The organism is Streptomyces sp. NBC_01089 (genome assembly GCF_045162975.1).
GTDB lineage: Bacteria > Actinomycetota > Actinomycetes > Streptomycetales > Streptomycetaceae > Streptomyces.
Genome location: NZ_CP108660.1, coordinates 7,566,901 through 7,584,814, shown reverse-complemented (window position 1 = coordinate 7,584,814; position 17,914 = coordinate 7,566,901). Strand labels below are relative to the sequence as shown.

Genomic DNA, 17,914 nt, shown 5'->3' with positions numbered 1-17,914 from the left:
CTCAGCGCACCGACAGCAGGTCGCGCGCGTTGTCCACGAGAATCCGCCGCACGTCCTCGTCGCTGACGCCCTGTGCCGTCAGGAGCGGGACGAAGCCGGTCAGGACGTAGCTGTACGGCACGTCGTTGCCGGGGTGGCCCTTCGCGACCCCGGTCGCGCGGCTGGAGAGCAGGATCCGGTTGCCGAAACCGGCCTGTACGAGGTCGGCGACCAGGGCGGCGCGCCCGGCGTCGGTGAGGTGGTCCTCGTCCTCGACGCCCACGTGGTCGAGCGCGGCATAGGCGCCGCGGCGGGCGATCTCCAGGGGCGCGCCGACGGCGACGGCGTCCTTGCGGTCGAGTCCGCCGACGACGACGCGGTCGGCCGGCAGCTTCTCGTCGAGGACGACATCGAGGTCGTGGACAGCGTCGCTCCCGAAGCGGACGGAGACGGCGACGCCGGTGCCGAGGGCGGTCCTGGCCGCACCGCGGAAGAGGCTCTCGTCGGTCGCCGTCATGCCGTCCGCGGTCGCGGCGGTCGCCACCAGACCGGCGGCTCCCCTGCGCTCCACGCGGGGGACCACCATGCCTTCGGTGACCTCCTTGGTGAAGAGGTCGGCGAACTTCTCGGCCGGCCACGGGGCCGGCGGGTCGGTCTGCGGGGTGAGGAAGTAGCCGCCGAGCAGCTCCTCGGGCCCCTGGCCCGTCGAGGCGACGATGTGTACGCCGGTCGTACGGGAGAGGGCTTCGTACAGCCGGACGTCCCGGCCGTGGAACATGCCGGTGCTGTCGACGATCGTGCCGCCGCCGTGGGCGCGGAAGTCCGCCAGCTTCGCTGCGAGGGTCTCGAAGATCTCCGCGCGGTCGATGGTGATGTCGAAGGCGTGCTCCGCGCCCGGAACCACCGACAGCAGTGCCTCATGGACCGAGACGATGCCCAGCTCTTCGGCCGGCAGCGGGCCCAGCACGGTATTCACGGTGTTGCTCTTGACGCTCATGCCTGCCCTCACGTGTCCGGGTAGGGGTGCACCGCACCCTGGTGGCCGTGATCACGGTAGCCTTTCGCTTTACAGCATGTCAATGAAACGAACGCCGAGAGAAAACAATGGACGGCTAGTCCGTTCGTTCCCGTGGATCATGCATCATCTGCATGTGACGACATGTGAATCATTCACTTGCTGGATCCAAGAAACGGCCACTTCACTGGGGGCATGACCACCCCACCTGCCTCAGACGTCGACCTTTTCGCCGACGAGGTCGTGCTCGACCCGTACCCCGTCTACGCCGAACTGCGGGAACAGGGCCCCGTCGTCCACCTCCGCGGGAACGACGTCCACGCGCTGACGCGCTACGACGTCATCCGTGACGCGCTCGCGGACTGGGAGGCGTACTCCTCGACCTCCATCGGGTTCAACACCGCGGTCAACGAGGCGCTCAGCGGCACCTCGCTCGCCTCCGATCCACCGCTGCACACCCAACTGCGGGCCACACTCGCCGAGAACCTGTCGCCCCGGGCGCTGCGCGGTCTGAAGGGGCGCATCGAGACGAAGGCGGACGCTCTCGTCGCCGACCTCGTCGACCAGGGCACCTTCGACGCGATCGACGCCCTCGCCCGGGCCTTCCCGCTGGAGGTCGTCGCCGACCTCATCGGCTTCACCGGCCATGTGCGCGACAGCATGCTGCGCTGGGGGCAGGCCGCCATGCAGGTCATCGGCCCGATGAACCAGCGCACGGCCGAGAGCTTCCCGGTCGCGGGCGAGCTGTACGAGTGGTGCTCCCGGGTCAGGGCCGCCGATCTGGCCGAAGGGTCGGTGGGCCGCGGCATCTTCGACGCCGAGGCGCGGGGCGCCGTTCCGCCGGGCACGGCCGGGCAGATCATCCACCAGTACCTCGGTGCCGGTGTCGACACCACCGTGGCGGCGATCGGCAACACCGTCGCCCTCTTCGGCGCGCACCCCGACCAGCTCGACCTGGTACGCGAGGACCCGTCGCTGGTACCGGCGGCCTTCAACGAGGTGCTGCGCTTCTGGGCACCTGTCCACGCCTGGGGCCGCCGCGCCACCAGGGACATCGACATCGACGGTGCCGTCATCCCCGCGGGCGCGCAGATCGCGATCCTGTTCGGCGCCGGCAACCGCGACCCCCGGCACTACGAGAATCCGGACGACTTCCTGGTCGGGCGCAATCCGGTCGACCATCTGTCGTTCGGCTACGGCCCGCACGGCTGCGCCGGCCAGGGGCTCGCCCGGCTGGAGGCGCACGCCGTGATCGAGGCGCTGTCCCGGCGCGTGAAGCGCCTCGTGGTCGGGCCCGGCGTCCGTGTTCCCGGCAACATCACCCGGAGCATCGAGCAGCTCCCCGTCCTGGAAGTGATCCCCGCATGAAGATCGTTCTCGACCGCCCCCGCTGTGAGGGCCACGGCCTGTGCGAGGAGGCGGCCCCTCGGCTCATGCATCTCGACGACGAGGGCGAGCTGGTGCTCGACAGCGAGCAGGTCGGCGATGCCGACGCCGCCGCGGCCCACGCCGCTGTCCGGGTGTGCCCGGTCGCGGCGCTGAGGATCGTATGAGCACCCGGACGCTGGAGCGCGTCGTCGTTGTCGGCAACGGCATAGCCGGACTCACCGCGGCCGATACGCTCCGTGAGACCGGCTTCGACGGCGAACTCACCATCGTCGGCGACGAACCCCACCCGGCGTACAGCCGCCCGGCGCTGTCGAAGGCACTTCTGCTCGACGGCGGTGACACGGCGTCACACGAACTTCCGCCGGCCGGCCACGGAGCGACGGAACGTCTGGGTGTCCGGGCGACCGGGCTCCGCCCCGATCGCCGGCTCGTCACTCTCGACGACGGTACGGAACTGCCGTACGACGGCCTCGTCCTCGCCACCGGCTCCCGGGCCCGGCGGCTGTCCGCCCTTCCCGAGGAGCTGACCCTGCGCGGTCTCGATGACGCGCTGTCGCTGCGCACCCGGCTGGCGGGCCGGCCGTCGGTGGTCGTGGTCGGCGGAGGCCCGCTCGGAATGGAGATCGCGTCGGCGTGCCTGGCGGGCGGCTCCCGGGTCACCCTCGTCTCCCAGGGGGCGCCGCTGAGCGTGCAGCTCGGTCCGTATCTCGCCGGTGTCTTCGTCGGGGCCGCGCTCGAACTGGGCCTGACCATCGTGGAGACGGGGTCGGCGCGGCTCGAACGGTACGCGGAAGGCGCCCGGGTGGTCCTTGCCGACGGGGCGGTCCTCGATGCGGATGTCCTGGTCAGCGCCGTCGGGGACATCCCCAACACGGAGTGGCTCGCGGGCACCGGACTTCTCGCGGGTACGGGACTCGTACCGAAGGGCGCCGTCCCGGTCGACTCACGGGGGCTGGTCCGCCCCGATATCGCGGCCGTCGGGGACCTCGCGGCCTTCCCGGCCGCGGGCGGACTGCGCCGTGTTCCCCTGTGGAGCAGTGCGATCGAGCAGGCGAAGACCGCTGCCAGGGCGCTCGTCCACGGCGAGGACGCACCCCCGCTCCGGTTCCAGCCGTACTTCTGGACCGAGCAGTTCGGACTGAGCCTCAAGGCGGTCGGCGCTCTGCCGCCGGAGGGGGAACCGGTGTACGTGGACGGGGAACCCGGCGGCGGACCGGCGCTGATGCGCTGGGCGCCCGAGACCGGTGCAGGTGCTGGTTCTGATAGTGGTACCGGTGATGTTGCCGGCGCCGGTGCCGCGGTGGCGCTCAACTACCGGATCCCGGTCCCCCGGCTGCGTCGTATGACCCGGGCCGCTGCGTAAGGTCTGCTCCATGGGCGACGACGAAGAGGGCACCACGGGCCCTGGGCTGTACCGGCTGGCGTCGGTCAACCTCAACCTGCTGGTGCCTCTTCTCGCGCTCCTGGAGGAGCGCTCGGTGACCAGGGCGGCGGAACGGGTCGGCCTGTCGCAGCCCGCGATGAGCCACGCCCTCACCAGAATGCGGCGTCTGCTGGGCGACGACCTCGTCGTCCGGCAGGGTACGGGTGTCACGCTGACCCCGCGTGCGCTGGAGCTGATCGCGCCGCTGCGCAGTGCCCTGCAGCAGACGGCGCACATCATGGACTTCCCGCACTTCGACCCCGCGACGGACCGGCGCGTCATCACGATCGCCATGACGAACAGCACGGCGTTCGTCATCGGCCCCCTGCTGACGCGGCTCATCGCCGAGCGCGCTCCGCACGCCACACTGCGCGTGCGGACGATCACGGTGCCGACCGAGGCCACGTTCACCGACCAGGGCGTCGACGTCGTACTGATCTCGGAGGGGCACTTCTCGCCCTACCCGCGCGAGCGCCTGTACAACGACCGCTGTGTGGTGGTGGCCGCCCCGGACACCCCACCGGAGGCGAGCGCGCTCGAACTCCTCAGCACCCAGCCGCACATCGTGGTGGACACCGAACGGCGTGTCTTCCCCTACTCGGTCCTGGAGGACGAGGGGATCCCCTACCGCGTCGGCCAGTTGATCTCCGACTTCCTGCTGGTGCCGTTCCTGGTCGCACGCGCGGGCGGTGTGGCACTCCTGCGGTACCGGGTGGCCGCCGCCATGCGGACGCTCGCGGATGTCCGCATCGAGGAGTTCCCGTTCCCGCTTCCCGGGCTCGGGATCGACATGGTCTGGAACCCCAGGCTGGCCGACCAGTCCTTCATGGAGTGGCTGCGGGCGCTGCTGTTCGACGCCGCGACAAAGCTCTGACCAGGGCCTGGACCGGAAGCCGGGACCCGAACAGGCCGGGTCAGGTCAGCAGCCCCGCCCAGCTGGCACCCAGCTCGTCGAGCATCTGGTCCCGTGTGAGCTTCCAGTCGGTCCGGTCCCAGTTCTGGGCGACGAAGTCGAGCTGGGCCATCGCCAGAACGCCGCGGAAGTGGCGCTGATACGGCTCGAACCGCCCGGCCGTCGTCAGTCCGTCCTCGATGTCGCCGACGGCCTCCTCCATCCATCGCTCGACCAGGCCGGTGAGTTCCGGATCGACCACCGCCGCGTCGCGGCCGACCTTGATGATGGGGTGGATGGCCGGCCAGCTGTCGGCGGTCCGCCGCAGCCAGGCCGTGATCGCCTCCGGCGTCCCCTCGGCGATCGTGGCGACGAGGCCCTGCGCCGTGGAGCCGTGCTCGGGCGAACCGACGCGCTGCAGCGCCTCGTTGAGCTGCTCGTCGATGAGCGCCTTCATCAGTTCGCTGCGGGAGGGGAAGTAGGCGTAGAAGGTCACCCGCGTGGTGCCCGCCGCGGTCGCGATGTCATCGACCGTGGTGGCGGCGTACCCCTTCGTCTTGAACAGTTCAAGTCCCGACTCCAGCAGCAGACGACGGGTCATCCGCTTCTGTGCCTCACGAAGGTTCGCCATGGCCCGATTCTAACGCGCCCCTGTACACCGAGCACACACACCGGCTCCATACGGTACGCATAGTACTGATTCCGGACACACCGTAAAACGGCGGCGCTACGAGGACTGCGGAACCGCTACGAGGTCAGCGGAACCGTGGACAGCGGTATCGGGGTGAACATCGCGGGCTCCTCGTCCGGGAGCAGCGCGGTCGGCCCGTACACCCAGTCGGTGAAGCCGTAGTCGTGGGTGTCCCGCGCGCGCATGACCGCGTTGCGCCGCAGCCGCTTCTCGCCGTCCAGGTGCCAGAGGTCGCCCCAGGCACGGGCGGTGGACTGCACCCGGCGGCAGTGTTCGACGCGGACCGCTTCGTAGGAGGCGAGTACGGCGTCCCAGTCCAGGGCCGCGGCGTCCCCGGCGGACGACTGGCGGGCGACGTGCCGGGCGAGGACCCAGCCGTCCTCGATCGCCATGATCGCGCCCTGCGCCATGTACTGCAGCGGCGGATGGGCGGCGTCGCCGAGCAGCGCGATCCTGCCGTGCACCCAGGTCTCGACCGGGTCCCGGTCGAGCATCTGCCACCAGCGGTCCCGCCACATGAGCGGGATGCCCTTGCGTACGGTGTCGCAGGTGGCCGCGAAGGCCGCGTCCAGCTCGTCCGGGGTGCCCCAGTCGTCCTGCCCCGCCAGCGCCTTCGGCGACTCGAACACGGCGACCTGGTTGAACATGTCGCCGCCGCGCAGGGCGTACTGCACGAAGTGGCAGCGCGGCCCGACGTACACGGTGACGTCCTGCTCGGCGACGCCGTTGTCCCGCACCTTCTCGATGGGGACGGCCGCGCGGTAGGCGACGTAGTCGGAGCTGACCACGTCGTCGCCGACCAGTTCGCGGCGGGCCGCCGAGTGCAGGCCGTCGGCGGCGATGACCACCGGTGCCTCCTCGGCCGTGCCGTCCGCCAGGCGGACCCTGGCGCCGTTCCCGGTGTGCTCGTAGTCGGTGACGCTCCGGTCGGTCAGCAGCTCCACACCGGCCCGCCGGCAGGCGCGCAGGAAGATGCCGTGCAGGTCGCTGCGGTGGATCACCAGGTACGGGAATCCGTAGCGCCTTTCCACGTCCCGCAGGTCGAGCCGGGTCAGCTCCTCGGCGTCGATGGCGTCGCGCATCACCATGTGCTCCGGGAGCACGCCCAGCTCCTTGGCCTCGTCGAGGAGGCCGTACTCGTCGAGGATGCGGGTGCAGTTGGGCGCGATCTGGAGGCCGGCGCCGACCTCGCCGAACTCCGCGGCCCGTTCGAGGACGCGCACGCGCAGCCCCTCACGGGCGAGGGCGAACGCGGAGCTGAGGCCGCCGATGCCTCCTCCGACGATGAGCACGTCGGGTGTGTCGCCGGCGGGAGGGGGCGCAGGGGTCATGGTCCGTCTCTTTCTCACGTCACAGAAGTGGTGGGGCGCGCGGGGGCGTGGGGCGGGGTTCGCCGCCGGCCGGGGATGCCGGGACCGGCCGTCGTCAGCCGGACGGCCGGTCCCGGTCCTGCCCGGCGGCGGTCAGAGCCAGCGGGTCAGGGCGGGCGCGGGCCCGCCGCCGGGGGCTGTGAGGGCGTGTTCGCGCCCGGTGAGATACGCGGTGATGTCGTGCAGGGCGCCGGTGAGCACGGTCGGCTCGCCCTCGCCGGGAAGCTCCCAGCGGGCACCGGTCCCGGCCGCCTCCAGGCGCAGTGCAGGGCCGCCGTCCTTGGCGCGTTTGGCGGCGACGTCGTCGCAGAGCGCGGCGAGGAAGCCGGCGGGCAGGTCGGCGAAGGTCAGTCCGGTGCCGAGGTCGATCGCGTGGACGCACACCTCGCGCGAGCGCATCCAGGGCAGTTCGGTGGCGGGCACCGTGCGGCCCTGTGCCGTCACGACCGGGGACCGCCACTGCTCGTCGCCGAGCGCGGACATCGACGCGGCGAGCCCGGTCGCGGAACGCCGCAGCCACGCGGTCAGTTCACCGGCCTGCAGCACGGCGCCCCGCTCGATCCCGGCGGCGCGTTCCTCCGGGGACGCGTACATCGGGGTGCGCTCGCCGGTGGCGGCCCAGTGGACGAGGTTGCCCAGGGCGTCGGCGTTGGCGGCGATGTGCGCGACGAGGTGTTTACGGGTCCAGCCGGGCAGCGTGCTCGGCCGGCCGAGTCCGGCGTCGTGGAGGTCCGCCGCCCGGATGAACAGGCCGGTGCCGAGCCGCGCCCAGCGGCGGGCGTCGTCGAAGGTGCGGGGCATCAGGAGGTGCCCTCCTTGACGACGCGGTTCTCCAGGCGGCCGATGCCGTCGATCTCGGCGACGACGCTCTCGCCGACCTGGAGGTAGCGCCCCGGCTCGCGGGCGTGGCCGACGCCGCCCGGGGTGCCGGTGGCGATGATGTCGCCGGGGTTGAGCCGCACGACCGTCGAGACGTACTCCACCAGGTGCACCGGGTCGAAGAGCAGGTCGGCCGTGGTGTCGGACTGCATGACCTCACCGTCCACACTCAGCCGGACGTCGAGAGCGGGGCGTACCCCGCCGGGCAGTTCGTCGGGGGTGACCAGGAAGGGGCCGACCGGGGTGCTGGAGTCCCACATCTTGCCCTGCAGCCACTCACGGGTACGGAACTGCCAGTCCCGGCAGGTGATGTCGTTGAGGACGGTGAACCCGGCGATCGCCTGCTCGGCCTCCTCGCCCCGGGCGCGGCGCACCTGCTTGCCGACGACCACCGCGAGCTCCACCTCCCAGTCGAACTGGCCGGTCTCGTCCGGCCGGACGATGTCATCGCCTGCGCCGATCAGTGAGTCGGCGAACTTCGCGAACAGGGTGGGGTGTTCGGGCAGGTCGCGGCCCATCTCCTGGATGTGGTTGCGGTAGTTGAGCCCGACGCAGATCACCTTCGTGGGCCGGGGGACCACCGGCGCGTACGCGGCGCCGTCCACGGCGTACGTACCGGCGTTCGCGGCGGTGGCGGCCGCGGCGCGCCCGGCCCAGCCGTCCTGCCCGAGCAGGGTGCCCACGTCCGGGGCGCCGAGGTCGACCAGGGTGTCACCGTCGAGCCGGACGGCCCTGGTGGTGGTGCCGGTCCTGAGGGTGGCGAGCTTCATCGGGTGGTTCCTTCCACATGGGTGCGGTTGAGGCGGAGGGCTTCGAAGACCGGGGAGTCGCTGAAGCGGAACAGGTCGAGGGCGCCGGAGTCGGAGTCGGTGGCGCCGGCCTCGGAGCGCACGGAGAACGGCTGCCAGGACGGGACGACGAACAGGTCGCCGCGCGTCACGGACCAGGTCCTCTCGCCGACGGTGACGGTGCCGGAGCCGTCGAAGACCTGGTAGACCGACGAGCCGGTCTCGCGGACCGGCGCGGTCCCGGCGCCGCGCGCGACCCGGTGCATCTCGGCGCGGATGGTGGGCAGTACGTCGCCGCCGGTCGCCGGGTCGGTGAACCGTACGGCTGCGTGGCCCGGCTCCACGGCCCCGTCGAAGCCCTCCGCGGCCAGGGCGAGCTGGTCGCCGAGTGCCCGGTCGGTGTGCTCCCAGCGGTACGCGGTCAGGGGCGACCCGGGGGTGGGTGCGCCGGCCGCGACCGGGCGCAGACCGGGGTGCCCCCACAGACGTTCGGCGCGTGAGCGGTCCGGGGTGGTGCGCTCGGCGTCGCTGATCCCGTCCCGGCCGAACTCGAAGAACTGGGTCTCGTTGGCGTACTGGAACGGGATGTCGAGACCGTCGATCCAGGCCATCGGTTCGGCCGTGGCGTTGTGGTGGGCGTGCATGTTCCACCCGGCCTGCGGCAGGAAGTCGCCGCGCCGCATGGCCACCGGGTCGCCGCCGACGACCGTCCACACGCCTTCGCCCTCGACGACGAAGCGGAACGCGTGCTGTGTGTGGCGGTGTTCGGGGGCGTCCTCCCCCGGCATCAGGTACTGGATGGCGGCCCACAGCGTGGGCGTGGCGAACGGCCGCCCGCCCAGCGCGGGGTTGGCCAGCGCGATGGCGCGGCGCTCACCGCCGCGGCCGACGGGGACGATCTCGCCGGCCTGCGCCGCGAGCGCCCGCAGCTGTTCCCAGCGCCACACGTGCGGGACCGCGCGTGAGCGGGGGTGCGCCGGCATCAGATCACCGATCTCGGTCCACAGCGGGACGAGAAGTTCCTGTTCGAAGCCCCGGTACAGCTCTTCGAGCGCCGGGGTGACCTCGGGCTGCCCGGCTGCGGAAACGGCACGCAGCCGTACGGGGGAGCCCGTAGCGATGTCTTGAGCGTGGGAGGTCTGAGTCACGGGCTCAGCGTGCTCCGCGTGCGCAGACAAGACATGTAGATTCTGGAGAGCAGAACAGCGCAGATCGGTTCCGCCCACCTGGACGGGCCGGAACGGGAGCCACCGGACGCCGCGCCGGAAGGCCGCACCGGGAGGCACCGTGGACAAGCCGCTCAAGACACCGCCGCCGTATCCGATCGCGAGTGTCGACCACGCGCTCAGGGCGGCCACCCTGCTGCAGATGGAGGGCGGGGCGACCGTGTCGCAGATCGCCGGGCGGCTGGGGGTCGCCCGGTCCACCGCCCACCGGCTCCTGGCGATGCTCGTCTACCGGGACTTCGCCGTGCAGGACGAGAACCGTGTCTACCGGGCGGGCCCCGTACTCGAACTGGCGGCGCACTCGCAGTCGCAGGTGTCACAGCTGCGGTCCGCCGCGCTCCCCCATCTGCGTCGGCTGGTCGACCTCCTGGACGAGACCGCGAATCTCACCATCCGCACCGGGGACACGACCCGGTTCATCGCCAGCGTCGAGAGCGGCCAGGCGCTGCGGGTCGGCTCACGCGAGGGGATGGTGTTCCCGGCGCACCGCACCACCGCCGGCCTGCTCCTGCTGTCCCAGCTCGACGACGCCGGACTGGCGGAGGTCTACTCCGCCGCGCGCTATCGCGACCGCCCCGCGGACCGGCCGGACCTCGCGCAGCTGCGGAGCGAGCTGGAGCTCATCTGCCGTAACGGGTTCGCCGTGAACCAGGAGCGCTCCGAGCGGGGGCTCGTCGCCGTCGGGGTCCCGGTGCGCGACCGGGACGGTACGGCGCAGGCGGGGCTGTCGATCTCGATGCCCAGCGTGCGCTACGACCCGCACGCCCTCCGGTCGGTGATCAACGCTCTGGGCGTCGCGGCTCGCGCGCTGGAGGCGGACCTGGCGGCGGCGCGCTGACCCCGCCCGACCCTTACGTTATGAAAACTTAATTTAAGCAGCGAACATTTCCTTGACGTTACGTAAAGCGAGGTGCCATTCTCCACGGCACCACGCCTGACTCCGCTCGGTCTCCGCCCGGCCTCGTCCCGGCCCCATCACCGGCGAGAGACCGGTCGGCGTCCCACCCGGCGGCGGGGCACTTCACCTTCCCAGTCAGGGAGAAGCAATGACGCTCGACAACAGGACGGCGACGTCCCACGGCCCCACCGCGGGGGCGGCCCGCCGGCCGGGCTACGCGGGGACACTGGCGGCCACCTGCTCCGCGGTGTTCGTGGCGCAGGTGGCCAACGCACTGCCGGCCTCCCTGAACGGACTCCTCCAGGAGGACCTGCACACCCACGGCTCCCAACTCACCTGGATCACCGCGGCGTTCATGGTCGCTGTGGTCTGTTTCGAGTTCACCTTCGGGGTGCTCGGCGATCTGTTCGGCCGTAAGAAGCTGATCACGGCGGGGGCGGCCCTGGTCGCCGCCGGCAGTGTCGTGGCCGCGGTCGCGCCCAGCGTGCACGTCCTGTGGGCCGGTGCCGCGCTGAACGGCCTCGGCGCGGGAGCGATGTTCCCCGGCTCGCTCACCATGCTCGCGTCGGCCACCCGTAACGCCAGAGAACGGGCCCACGCCGTCGCGTTGTGGAGCGGGTGCCTCTCCGCGGGCGCGGCCCTGTCCCCGCTGCTCGGCGGGGTGTTCGCCAAGGTCGGCTCCTGGCGTGGCTCCTTCTGGGTGCTCGTCGCCCTCGCGGTGGTGAGCGTGGCACTCACCCTGGCGCTGACCTCGGAGTCCAGATCACCGGAGGGCCGGGAGCTCGACATACCGGGCCAGATCACCTTCGGTATCGGCCTCATCCTGGTGCTCTACGCGGCCGTCGAGGGCCCCGAGTCGGGCTGGACCGCCCTTCCCGTCATCCTGTCCTTCGGTATCGGCCTCTGCTTCCTCGTCGGCTTCGTGGTGGTCGAACTGGGCGCCGGGTCCCCCATCTTCGACGTGACGCTGTTCAGGAACCGGCCGTTCGCCGTGGCCTCCCTGGTCGCGGTCATCGGCATGCTCGCCTTCCTCGGCGCCTGCTTCGCGACGAGCATGTGGCTGGGGCCGGTGCAGCACCAGGACCCGCTGCGGGTCGCCGTGCCGTTCCTGCTGCTGCAGGGTCCCGCGTTCGTTCTGATCCCGGTCGTCTCCCGGCTGCTGCACCGGGTCGCCCCGACGTGGCTGCTGACGTCGGGCTTCGTCCTGATGAGCGTCGGCTGTCTGCTGTGCACCGGGCTCGACGCCACCGATCCGGGTCTGGGCGCCTTCGTCGTGCCCGACCTGCTGATCGGCGTCGGCTTCGCGCTGTGTGTGAGCTCGGTGACCGCCGTGGCGCTGGACAGCGTGCCCCCGCAGCTGGCGGGCATGGCGAGCGCCACGACCAATATGCTCCGCGACCTCGGTTTCGCCCTCGGCCCGGTCGTCGTCGGCGCGGTCGCCCTGAGCAAGGCCGGATCGGCGTTCTCGTCGCACCTGAACAGCGCGCACCTGCCCGCGGGCCCGTTGGCGGCCGCCCGCGGGATCGCCGCCGACGGCGGGCCGATCGCCGTCAACAGCCTGCCGCCGGGCACCCCGGGATCGGCTGCCCACAACCTGGCCCTCGACGCCCTGGGCAGCGGATTCAGCAACGCCTTCCTCGTCTGCGGCATCGCCGCCGCCGCGGCAGCGGCACTCACCGCCGTCGGCATGATCGGCGTCCGCCCGCACCGCTCCCCCGCGGCAGGGTGAGTCACCGGGTGAAGTGATAGAGAACCCTGGTGCGCGGGTACGTGAATTCAATGAACGCCTCGAAATATCAGCTCGCCGTCTCGGCCGACACCGCCCTGTTCATGCTCCTGGCCGGAATCATCGTGGTCGCCGTGCTTCTCGCCGCTTTCGCCTGGGGGCGCCGGATCCGCGCCCGGGAACTCCCACCACCCCGGCCGACCGAGCAGCCTCATCTGCCCGCGGAGGGCGCGGTCCACGAAGTGCGGGAGTACCGGGAGCCGGAGGAAATGCCCCACGACGGCTCGCGCCTGCTGCCGCACGAGCTCAAGGGCTCCAGCACCCACCGCAGCCCTTCGCAGAAGCCGCCGGAGGACGAAGACGGCGACGGCAGCAGTTTCGGCAGCGGCGGCCTCGGCAGCTGAGCCCCGTTCTCTCCTGACTGCCGGCCCGAGCCCAGTCAACTGGCTTCAGGCAGACGCCCAGCGGGATCCCGGACGACGCGAACGGCAAGCACGGTTTTGAACAGTTGCCGTCCGTCGGCTTCGTTCTGGATCCTCCCGGTCGAGGGGAACAGGCCACGTGAACGCATGTTCGGTAGAATTCAGATGCATTCGCTCCTCAAGTTGCGAAGAGGAAGGATTTGCCCATGCTGACAGCAATAGCAGATGTCCTGAGGTCTATCGGCGGGGCAATCGCCACCATCGTGGCCCTGCCTTTCAAGGCTGTGGCGCGACTGCTCGGCGGAGCCGCGGACAGCACTCACGGCCGTCACTGACACCCCGGACAGCGCGCCACTGAAGCGCGGCCCGGCCGGGCGGCCATCGGGCTTTCCGGAGAGGAGAGACACGATGACCGCTGACAGCGCCACCGCCCCGCGGCCACCAGGACCGGACGACCGGGCCCGCGCGATCTCCGCACGTCTGTTAGCTCTGATCGAGAAGGGCGCCCTGCAGCTACCGCCGCCCGGCGGCGGCCGTACCGCTGACCGTTTCCGGGCGCTGGCGGAGCTGGGCCGCGAGGACCTGACGCTGGCCCGGCTCGCCGAGGGCCATGTCGACGCGATCGCCATACTCGACGAAATCGAGGGATCGCGGCCCGACGAGGGTGAGCGCTGGGGTGTGTGGGCCGCCCAGCCTCCCGGGCCCGGCCTCACTGCCACCCCGAGCGGCGGCGGATGGCGCCTCGACGGCGTCAAGCCCTACTGCTCGGGCGCGCATACCTGCACCCGCGCCCTGGTGACCGCGGACAGCCCCGAGGGGCGCCGGCTGTTCGCGGTGGCAGTGTCCGATGACGGAGTGGCCCCCGTACCAGGGACCTGGCAGGCGGTCGGGATGGACGCCAGCGACTCCCCGGACGTCTCCTTCTCGCATGTGCCGGCCATCGCCGTCGGAGGGGTGGACGACTACACGAACAGGCCGGGCTTCCAGCACGGCGGTATCGGTGTCGCAGCATGCTGGCTGGGCGGAGCCCGCGCCGTGGCGGACACTCTGGTGGAGTCCACCGCCCGGCGTCCTCTCGACGCTCACGCCGCGGCGCACCTCGGCGCTGTGGACATGCTGATCACCTCGGCAGAGACCGTGGTGGAGAGGGCTGCCGCGGACATCGACGCGGATCCATGGGACACCTCCGGCTGCGCCCGGGTACGGAGTCTGCGGGTGCGCGCGTTCGTGGAAAAGGTCTGCACCGAGGTCCTTCACCACATCGGCCGTGCCACCGGTGCCGCTCCGCTGTGCCACGACCCACGGCATGCCAGGGCCGTCGCCGATCTCACCGTCTACATCCGCCAGCACCACGCGGAACGCAACCTCGCCGAGCTGGGGAATCTGCTCAGCCTGCACAAAGGGCAGCAGTGACCGGCGCACAGCAGACGGCGGCCACCGCCATCGACGCTCCCGGCACCCCTGAAACCCAGTGGGCCGGCTGGGACGGCCTGCTCCGCCTGCCCACTGCCGTACTCCCCCGCGGACCTGTGCTGGTCGTCGCGGCGCACCCCGACGACGAGGTGCTGGGGTTCGGCGGCGCGATGGCCACGCTCGCGGCCGGGGGCAGCGACGTACACCTGGTATCGGTCACGGAGGGCGAGGGCTCCCACCCGCGCAGCACGCTGGTCTCTCCCGCCGAACTCGTCGTGATGCGGGAGGCGGAGCTTGAGCGTGCGCTCGCCGACCTGGGCCTGCCCGGCCTTCGACCGCGACGCCTCCGTGTGCCCGACACCCGCGTCCACGCACACCAGGACAAGGTCCAGGCCCACATCACGGCGGCTCTGCGCGAAACCGGTGCCGTGCTGTGTGCGGCGCCCTGGACCGGTGACCTCCACAGCGACCACGAGGCAGCCGGGCAGGCGGCCCGGGCGGCCTGCCGAGCCGCCGGTGTGCCCGTGTGGCTCTACCCGGTATGGATGTGGCACTGGGCGCGCCCCGGTGACCGACGCGTCCCCTGGCAGGACGCCGCGCGCATCGCGCTGCCCTCACCGGCTTCCACCCGCAAACAACTGGCGATCCAGCGGTTCACCAGCCAGATCATGCCGCTGGGCGCGGAGGAGGGAGATGCGGCCGTCCTTCCCTCCGAGGAACTCGCCCATCACGTGCGGCCGTTCGAGGTGGTCTTCCGATGAGTACTCCTGCGAGCTATTTCGACCGCATGTACGCCGGATCCCCCGACCCCTGGAGCCTCACCGAGCGGTGGTACGAGCAGCGCAAGTACGCCCTCACACTCGCCTCGCTCCCGCGCCGCCGCTACCGCAGCGCCTTCGAACCCGGGTGTTCCGTGGGGGCTCTCACCGTGCAGCTGGCCGGTCGCTGCGACCGTCTGCTGGCCACCGACCGGGTGCCGTCCGCGGTCAGGGCTGCCGCGGATGCCGCCCGCGACCATCCGCAGGTGGACGTCAGGGAGCTGACCATTCCCGACGCATGGCCGCAGGTCACCTTCGACCTGATCGTCCTCTCCGAACTCCTCTACTACTTCGACGACCGGACTCTGCGGGACGTTCTGGCCCGCACGGTCGCCGGCCTCGAACCCGGAGGGACGCTCGTCACCGTGCACTGGAACCATCCGGTGGCCGAGCACCGGCTCACCGGTACGGACCTCGCGCCACTGCTCACCTCCGTAACGGGCCTCAGAACGCTCCTCGATGTGCGTGACCCGGACTTCACACTCCACGTCCTCACCAGGCAGTACCCGGACGGGTGGGCGGCGCCCAGCCCTGCGGCCGAAGAGGGATTGGTGTGAACGCCCGGCCCACCGCCTGCGCAGTGATCATCCCGGCCCACAACGAAGCCGCCACCCTGCCCGCGACCCTGCGGAGTCTCAGGGCGGCTGCTGCCCACCGGGCGATGCCCGGCATCCCGCTGCTGACCGTGGTGGCGGTGGATGCCTGCACCGATGACACGGCAGCTGTCGCACGGAGCATGGGCGCGCGGGTGGTGGAGTCGGCCCGGCGTAACGTCGGAATCGCGCGCGCCATGGCCGCCGAGGAAGCTCTCAGGCTGCTGCGGCCGTACGAGCAGGGGCTGTGGATCGCCACCACGGACGCCGACACCATCGTTCCCGTGGACTGGCTGGCCCATCAGCTGCATCACGCCGGGGAGGGGTGGGAGTGTCTGGTGGGCACCGTCCGGCTGGCTCCCCATCCCCTGCTGCACCCGGCCGTCGTGGCGAAGCACGATGCCCAGTACTTCGCCGGCCGGCCCGCCGGCCCTGTTCTCTGGACGCATCCGCACATCCACGGCGCCAACCTCGGTGTCACCGCGGGCGCCTACCGCGGCGCCGGGGGCTTCCCACCTCTTGCCCACAGTGAGGACCGGGCCCTCGTCACCGCACTGCAGCGGCAACACCGCCGGATCCTGCGTACGGACCGGTGCCCCGTCCTGACATCGAGCCGCCCGGACCACCGGGCCCCGCACGGACTGGGGGCCGCCCTCAATGTCCTCGCCCAGGCGCCCGGCAGCCGTACGGACAGCGGGGACTCACCCCGCGACGGGGCCACCGTCCCCGAGCCGTAGCCGTCGCACGTGCGGAGGATGCCCCGATGTCCCACAGTGGAGAGGAAACCGGCCGGCGTCCCGCAGGAGGCAGCAGGCGTGAGCGACAGCAACGGCAAACACCGCAGACGCTGTCCAGGTACCGGGCAAGGCACGGCTTCGATCGCCGGCGACAGCAACAGCCGGACGTCCGGCGATGCCCTGGGAACGCCGGATGAATGAGCTGCTCCGGGCCCTGCCCGAGGCCCAGCAGCGGCTGCTGACGGTCGCTCCTGACGCGCACGCATCGGCTGCCGAACCGATGCGTGCCGTCCGCACCGACCGCCGCGACTTCGGCCCCGGCTGGCTCTTCGAGCGCAAGCTCGACGGGATGCGGGCCCTGGCCACCCGCGACGCCGACCGCGTACGCCTGCTCTCCCGTACCGGCCGTACGGTGCAAGGTGGGTATCCGGAGATCGCCGAGGCGCTCGCCGGGCAGCCGTGCGACGGATTCACCCTCGACGGCGAGATCGTCGCCTTCGCCCACGGGCGTACCGACTTCGCCCGCCTCCAGCAGCGTATGCAGCTCACCGACCCGCGCCGCGCGCTGGCCAGCGGAGTCGCCGTCACCTACTACGTCTTCGACCTGCTCCGGCTGGACGGTGTCGACCTGACCCGGCTGCCGCTGCGCACCCGAAAGTCCCTGCTGCGGCGCGCTCTCGACTTCCGTCCGCCCGTGCGCTTCACCCCGCACCGCAACCAGGGCGGGCAGCAGCAGCTCGACGACGCCTGCGGCCGCGGCTGGGAGGGCCTCATCGCCAAGCGCGCCGACAGCCGCTACCAGCGCCGCCGCTCCCCGGACTGGCTCAAACTCAAGTGCGCCGGCGGTCAGGAACTGGTGATCGGCGGCTTCACCGAACCTGCCGGGTCACGCAGCGGATTCGGCGCGCTGCTCGTCGGCCACTACGAGAACGGCAGCCTCGTCTACGCGGGCAAGGTCGGCACCGGATTCGACCACAGGGTCCTGGCCCGGCTCCGTGCCGGGCTCGACGCGCTGGAGACCGCGGCGTCCCCGTTCGGCCAGCCGGTACGGGAACGGGGAGCCCACTGGGTCGAGCCCGTCCTCGTCGCGGAGATCGGCTTCACCGAATGGACCCGCGACGGAATGCTGCGCCATCCGCGCTTCCTGGGGCTCCGGCAGGACAAGGCAGCGGCGGATGTCGTACGGGAGCGGCCGCGGAAGACGCGGTGAGCCCGGGCTCCGCCGCCCTGCCGGTGCGGGCTCAGCGGCCGACGGCCTTGCGCAGCTGCTGCTTGTTCATCGAGGAGCGGCCTTCGACGTTCTTCCTCTTCGCCTCTTCGTAGAGCTGGTCCCTCGTCGGCCCCTGCGGGCCGCTGTGCGAGCGTTCGCCGCCGCGCTGGGAGGCGGACTTGGGGTCACGGACCGAGACCTTGCCCGCCGACTTGGCCTCACCGGACCGGGCACGCTCCTTGTTCACGGTGCGCGCCGCGATCTCCTTGGCGCGGCCCTCCGATGTGCCTCGTTCCTCGGCACCCTCCTTGATGTGCTCGTACTGGCGCTCGCGCTTACGGCTGGATCCTGCCGGCATGACATTCCTCCCTGGCGATGTGTGCTCTTCCTTTGCGCCTGCCCGGTGACCGGCACACCTCACACCCTCGGTCCGGGAACGTGCGGC

20 protein-coding genes are annotated in these 17,914 nt (G+C 71.4%); 13 read left to right on the top strand and 7 right to left on the bottom strand.

What is annotated here, in order from left to right:
• Position 1: 1 nt before the first annotated feature.
• Positions 2–976 (bottom strand): phosphotriesterase, encoded by a 975-nt coding sequence (locus tag OG510_RS34125; RefSeq protein ID WP_406141886.1) that lies wholly within the window; start codon positions 974–976, stop codon positions 2–4.
• Between the two features lie 213 nt (positions 977–1,189).
• Between OG510_RS34125 and OG510_RS34120 the strand changes: the two genes are divergently transcribed.
• From OG510_RS34120 to OG510_RS34105, 4 genes are read left to right on the top strand one after another with little or no spacing between them, the layout of a single operon-like run.
• Positions 1,190–2,362 (top strand): cytochrome P450, encoded by a 1,173-nt coding sequence (locus tag OG510_RS34120; RefSeq protein ID WP_406141885.1) that lies wholly within the window; start codon positions 1,190–1,192, stop codon positions 2,360–2,362.
• The gene (locus tag OG510_RS34115; protein ID WP_406141884.1) at positions 2,359–2,547 is read left to right on the top strand and encodes a ferredoxin; all 189 of its coding nucleotides are present in this window, start codon (positions 2,359–2,361) and stop codon (positions 2,545–2,547) included. Before OG510_RS34120 ends, OG510_RS34115 begins: the two co-directional genes overlap by 4 nt.
• Entirely contained in the window at positions 2,544–3,746 is a 1,203-nt protein-coding gene (locus OG510_RS34110; protein WP_406141883.1) for an NAD(P)/FAD-dependent oxidoreductase, read from the top strand. The genes OG510_RS34115 and OG510_RS34110 overlap by 4 nt, the downstream gene beginning before the upstream one ends.
• Before the next feature lie 10 nt (positions 3,747–3,756).
• Positions 3,757–4,680, top strand: a complete 924-nt coding sequence (locus OG510_RS34105; RefSeq protein ID WP_406141882.1) for a LysR family transcriptional regulator — start codon at positions 3,757–3,759, stop codon at positions 4,678–4,680.
• Positions 4,681–4,720: 40 nt separating this feature from the next.
• Here the strand turns inward: OG510_RS34105 and OG510_RS34100 are convergent, their stop codons facing one another.
• The 5 genes from OG510_RS34100 to OG510_RS34080 all read right to left on the bottom strand — a co-directional run bounded on the left by OG510_RS34100 (position 4,721) and on the right by OG510_RS34080 (position 9,574).
• Complete coding sequence (locus OG510_RS34100; protein ID WP_406141881.1) at positions 4,721–5,329, bottom strand: TetR/AcrR family transcriptional regulator; 609 nt, start codon at positions 5,327–5,329, stop codon at positions 4,721–4,723.
• Positions 5,330–5,445: 116 nt separating this feature from the next.
• Positions 5,446–6,720, bottom strand: a complete 1,275-nt coding sequence (locus OG510_RS34095; protein WP_406141880.1) for an FAD-dependent oxidoreductase — start codon at positions 6,718–6,720, stop codon at positions 5,446–5,448.
• A 132-nt stretch (positions 6,721–6,852) separates the two neighbouring features.
• Positions 6,853–7,560 (bottom strand): maleylpyruvate isomerase family mycothiol-dependent enzyme, encoded by a 708-nt coding sequence (locus tag OG510_RS34090; protein WP_406141879.1) that lies wholly within the window; start codon positions 7,558–7,560, stop codon positions 6,853–6,855.
• Positions 7,560–8,408, bottom strand: coding sequence for a fumarylacetoacetate hydrolase family protein (locus OG510_RS34085; protein WP_406141878.1), 849 nt, complete (start codon positions 8,406–8,408; stop codon positions 7,560–7,562). Before OG510_RS34085 ends, OG510_RS34090 begins: the two co-directional genes overlap by 1 nt.
• Complete coding sequence (locus OG510_RS34080) at positions 8,405–9,574, bottom strand: cupin domain-containing protein (protein WP_406141877.1); 1,170 nt, start codon at positions 9,572–9,574, stop codon at positions 8,405–8,407. The genes OG510_RS34085 and OG510_RS34080 overlap by 4 nt, the downstream gene beginning before the upstream one ends.
• A 139-nt stretch (positions 9,575–9,713) precedes the next feature.
• Here OG510_RS34080 and OG510_RS34075 point away from each other — a divergent pair, with 139 nt between their 5' ends.
• The 9 genes from OG510_RS34075 to ligD all read left to right on the top strand — a co-directional run bounded on the left by OG510_RS34075 (position 9,714) and on the right by ligD (position 17,469).
• Positions 9,714–10,490: an IclR family transcriptional regulator gene (locus tag OG510_RS34075; protein WP_406141876.1), complete on the top strand. Its 777-nt coding sequence runs from the start codon at positions 9,714–9,716 to the stop codon at positions 10,488–10,490.
• Positions 10,491–10,698: 208 nt separating this feature from the next.
• Entirely contained in the window at positions 10,699–12,279 is a 1,581-nt protein-coding gene (locus tag OG510_RS34070) for an MFS transporter (RefSeq protein ID WP_406141875.1), read from the top strand.
• A gap of 50 nt (positions 12,280–12,329) precedes the next feature.
• A complete protein-coding gene (locus OG510_RS34065) occupies positions 12,330–12,680 on the top strand; it encodes a DUF6479 family protein (protein WP_406141874.1) in 351 nt (116 codons plus the stop codon).
• A gap of 224 nt (positions 12,681–12,904) precedes the next feature.
• Positions 12,905–13,033 carry an LPFR motif small protein gene (locus tag OG510_RS34060; RefSeq protein ID WP_406141873.1) on the top strand — a complete coding sequence of 43 codons (129 nt, stop codon included), beginning with the start codon at positions 12,905–12,907 and terminating at the stop codon, positions 13,031–13,033.
• A gap of 73 nt (positions 13,034–13,106) precedes the next feature.
• A complete protein-coding gene (locus OG510_RS34055) occupies positions 13,107–14,111 on the top strand; it encodes an acyl-CoA dehydrogenase (RefSeq protein ID WP_406141872.1) in 1,005 nt (334 codons plus the stop codon).
• Entirely contained in the window at positions 14,108–14,872 is a 765-nt protein-coding gene (locus OG510_RS34050) for a PIG-L deacetylase family protein (protein WP_406141871.1), read from the top strand. The genes OG510_RS34055 and OG510_RS34050 overlap by 4 nt, the downstream gene beginning before the upstream one ends.
• Entirely contained in the window at positions 14,869–15,486 is a 618-nt protein-coding gene (locus OG510_RS34045; RefSeq protein ID WP_406141870.1) for an SAM-dependent methyltransferase, read from the top strand. The genes OG510_RS34050 and OG510_RS34045 overlap by 4 nt, the downstream gene beginning before the upstream one ends.
• Positions 15,483–16,259 (top strand): glycosyltransferase, encoded by a 777-nt coding sequence (locus tag OG510_RS34040; RefSeq protein WP_406141869.1) that lies wholly within the window; start codon positions 15,483–15,485, stop codon positions 16,257–16,259. Before OG510_RS34045 ends, OG510_RS34040 begins: the two co-directional genes overlap by 4 nt.
• Before the next feature lie 193 nt (positions 16,260–16,452).
• Positions 16,453–17,469 (top strand): non-homologous end-joining DNA ligase, encoded by a 1,017-nt coding sequence (ligD, locus tag OG510_RS34035; protein ID WP_406141868.1) that lies wholly within the window; start codon positions 16,453–16,455, stop codon positions 17,467–17,469.
• A 31-nt stretch (positions 17,470–17,500) separates the two neighbouring features.
• Here the strand turns inward: ligD and OG510_RS34030 are convergent, their stop codons facing one another.
• On the bottom strand, positions 17,501–17,827 hold the full coding sequence (locus OG510_RS34030) for a plasmid stabilization protein (RefSeq protein WP_406141867.1): 327 nt from the start codon (positions 17,825–17,827) through the stop codon (positions 17,501–17,503).
• Positions 17,828–17,914 lie beyond the last annotated feature (87 nt).